Origin of the sequence: uncultured Thiodictyon sp. (assembly GCF_903828115.1) — a bacterium.
In the GTDB taxonomy this organism is placed as follows: domain Bacteria; phylum Pseudomonadota; class Gammaproteobacteria; order Chromatiales; family Chromatiaceae; genus Thiodictyon.
On sequence record NZ_CAIKKU010000421.1, the window covers coordinates 1 to 2,776 of the forward strand.

At 67.8% G+C, this 2,776-nt stretch carries 6 protein-coding genes; 4 read left to right on the plus strand and 2 right to left on the minus strand.

All coding sequences use genetic code 11. The features are described 5' to 3' along the window. From QZY48_RS15485 to QZY48_RS15495, 3 genes are all read left to right on the plus strand, one after another. Positions 1–338: hypothetical protein (locus QZY48_RS15485; protein ID WP_295432386.1), on the plus strand; the 338-nt coding region annotated here is incomplete at its 5' end. Between the two features lie 110 nt (positions 339–448). Further along, positions 449–1,024, plus strand: coding sequence for a Uma2 family endonuclease (locus QZY48_RS15490; protein ID WP_295432387.1), 576 nt, complete (start codon positions 449–451; stop codon positions 1,022–1,024). Positions 1,025–1,029: 5 nt separating this feature from the next. Continuing rightward, positions 1,030–1,164, plus strand: coding sequence for a hypothetical protein (locus QZY48_RS15495; RefSeq protein ID WP_295432389.1), 135 nt, complete (start codon positions 1,030–1,032; stop codon positions 1,162–1,164). Between the two features lie 36 nt (positions 1,165–1,200). Here the strand turns inward: QZY48_RS15495 and QZY48_RS15500 are convergent, their stop codons facing one another. Together QZY48_RS15500 and QZY48_RS15505 are read right to left on the minus strand one after the other, a co-directional pair. Then, complete coding sequence (locus tag QZY48_RS15500) at positions 1,201–1,554, minus strand: DsrE family protein (RefSeq protein WP_295432391.1); 354 nt, start codon at positions 1,552–1,554, stop codon at positions 1,201–1,203. A 48-nt stretch (positions 1,555–1,602) separates the two neighbouring features. Next, positions 1,603–2,430: a Uma2 family endonuclease gene (locus tag QZY48_RS15505; protein ID WP_295432394.1), complete on the minus strand. Its 828-nt coding sequence runs from the start codon at positions 2,428–2,430 to the stop codon at positions 1,603–1,605. 89 nt (positions 2,431–2,519) lie between these two features. Here QZY48_RS15505 and QZY48_RS15510 point away from each other — a divergent pair. Next, a partial coding sequence (locus tag QZY48_RS15510; protein WP_295432398.1) for a hypothetical protein occupies positions 2,520–2,776 on the plus strand: 257 nt, incomplete at its 3' end.

Genomic DNA, 2,776 nt, shown 5'->3' on the forward strand with positions numbered 1-2,776 from the left:
ATCCTGGCCTGACGGTGTCGGGGCTGGAACAGTCAGGGCTGGAAGCCCTGACTACGCCGCCCCGCACGCTGGCCATCGAGCTAGCGGTCGAGAGGACTTTCATGTTCCGGGGTGGCGCGGGTGCCATGACCGTTAGCCGGTCCGGCGCGCAGGCACCATTGATTTCTCTTGGGCAGGTCGACAACCGCCACCGGCTGACACACCACGGCCTTCTCCAACTCTACCACCAGGAAGACGGCGACGCCGATACCGACCCGCAACAGCCGGTCGCACGGGGCCAGGGGCGCCGGGCGCGAAACCGGGGGCAGACCACGGAGTCCCTGATTACGTCCAGATAAATCAGAGTCTTTCCCTGGTTGCCCGCGGGAAACCGTGGTCTGTTTTCGGTTTCTCCTGGTTACTCCGCGGGGTATGCTTCACACGATCGACCGTTACGAGAGCCCGAGCCATGCACGCGCACCAGAAGACCCGCCCCAGTCTCTACGAACAGCTTGAGGCGCTGCCGGAAGGACTGACCGGGGAAATCCTCAACGGTCAGATCTACACCCAGCCGCGCCCGAGCGGACCGCATGTGTTTGCCGCGTCGGAGTTGGGTTATGAACTGCTCGGCCCGTTCGAGCGCGGACGCGGGGGTCCCGGCGGCTGGTGGATCGTTCAGGAACCCGAACTGCACTTCCTGCGTAACGTCGAAGTCGATGTTCCGGACCTGAGCGGATGGCGCAAGGAGCGGTTACCCAGGTTTCCCCGCGACCATCGCTTTACCGTGGTCCCGGACTGGGTGTGCGAGATTCTATCCCCCTCGACCGAGAGCAAAGACCGCAAGGTCAAGATGCCGATCTACGCACAATATGGGGTCCCCTACGCCTGGCTGCTCGATCCGGTTGCGCACATCCTGGAAGCCTACGCCTTGGAAGGCGGTGCCTGGCGGGAGATCGGACGCTTCGCCGGCGCTGCACCGGTGTCGGTCGCGCCGTTCGAGGCCGTGACGATCAGACTTGATGACCTGTGGGCACCGACCGAGTAGCGCCGGTGCTCCCGATCGTGCTCTACAACGGCGCCGAGCCCCGGACCGCCAAGACCGACCTGGCGGACCTGATCGACCCGAGCCTGCCGCCGCAACTGCGCCGCTGGCAGCCCCAACTGCGCTATCTTCTCTCGGAGTAATCGTGGTACGTCCCCTATTTCTCGTGACACCGCTCTCTAGAAGGTGATGACCTTGTCTGCGGCGAGCGTCACCTCGGCCAACTCGGCGAGCGTGCCGATGACCGTGCCGGTAATCAGCGGCAGGTCACCCAGACCGCGGGCCAGGGCGCAGGTCCGGCACAGGCGGATGTCCACACCCAGGCCAACCAGTTGCTCGACCAGGCCCTGCAGGCCGTTGCCGGCGCCATCGTTCTGGTTCGGTAGGCCGAGTACGGTGGCATCGGACATCAAAAAGAGGTGCACGGCCGGTTTGTCGTCACGGCCGGCCAGGGCGGCGGCCAGGCGCAGGCCGGACAGGCAGCGCTCGCTGCCGTAGGGTGGGGCGTTGATGATGATCAGTACGTCTTGCATGGTGAGGCTCCGCGAACGAGGGGTTGAGGGGTGGAGTCGGGTGGCCGGTCAGTCACCGAAGATCCGGTCGGCCTGAGCGACACTGGCGGCGGCCAGCAGCCAGCGATCGAGTTGGACGCTATCCCGGCAGGCCCTGACGCGGGCGCCGGTCTCTTCATCCACGGCGATGCCGCGGGCCGCGAGCAGGTTCAGGACCGCCGCGGCGAGACCCTCCACGCGTCCCTCCGCGCGGCCTTCCTCTTGCCCGGTCGTGATTCCCTCTGCCCGCCCCTCGGCCCGGACCGCCTCCAGGTCCGCGTAGCCGAAGCGCTGCAAGAGATTGCGCAGGGTCGCGCGGTGCCCGGCCGTGCGGTCGAAGAGGGCGTCCACCGGCACCGGATTGCGCAGGATGCCGGGGGCCGACAGGTCCTCGCCGGGGAGTGCGACCCGCATCGGGTGCCCCGATTCATAGACCTCCACCCGCCGCGGGCCGGTCAGGCGCGCCACCCACACGAGTCGGGTGCCGTGCCCGATCAGTTCGGCGATCTTGGCCTGGAGGTCAGGCTCGTCCTGGCCGCGGGCGGCATACTCCAGGGCCAGAGGCGGGACCTCGCGAATCCATCCCCGTTCCGCGCCCGGTGCCGCAATCGCCACGTCCGGGGCGCGCAACATCCCCGGCTCGGGGGAGAAGCCGGCATCGACCCCCGCCCATTCCACGTCCGGGTCACTGCCGAGCACCGCGGCACCGGTGAGGTTCCCGGCGGCGTGTTCGGGTCCGGCCGGGGCGCAATAGAGCGGGTGGCCTTGGGAGAGTTCATAGCGGTCCCCGTCGCGCAACTGATCGGCGTGAAAGGGGCCCAGTGCGGGCTTGGGCGCACCGGCGGCAGTTTGGCTCATGGCTTGGGGTCCTCGGCAGTCTTCGCCTAAGTGTGCATGCGCAGGCTGCGTTTGCAAGCAGGGAGAATCGCTCGGGCGGGGGCGCCGGAGTGGCACCCGCGAGCGCGGGGGGAGCCATTAGAGCCGGGCGCAAGGGCGAAACTCGGGCCTATCCCCGCGAGCGCGGGGGAATCTACGATTGTCGGCACCGCGTTGGTCTTGCGCGGGGCATCGGCCTCCTCTATGAGGACCTGCACCGGTCGAAAGAGATCGGGCCGGATGATCCGCTCCCGCCGGTGCTCCCGATCGTGCTCTACAACGGCGCCGAGCCCTGGACCGCCAAGACCGACCTGGCGGACCTGATCGA

Bases quoted from the DNA above. Each gene is read 5' to 3' on its own strand.
- QZY48_RS15490 (WP_295432387.1), top strand. From the start codon at position 449: ATGCACGCGCACCAGAAGACCCGCCCCAGTCTCTACGAACAGCTTGAG.
- QZY48_RS15500 (WP_295432391.1), bottom strand. From the start codon at position 1,554: ATGCAAGACGTACTGATCATCATCAACGCCCCACCCTACGGCAGCGAG.
- QZY48_RS15505 (WP_295432394.1), bottom strand. From the start codon at position 2,430: ATGAGCCAAACTGCCGCCGGTGCGCCCAAGCCCGCACTGGGCCCCTTT.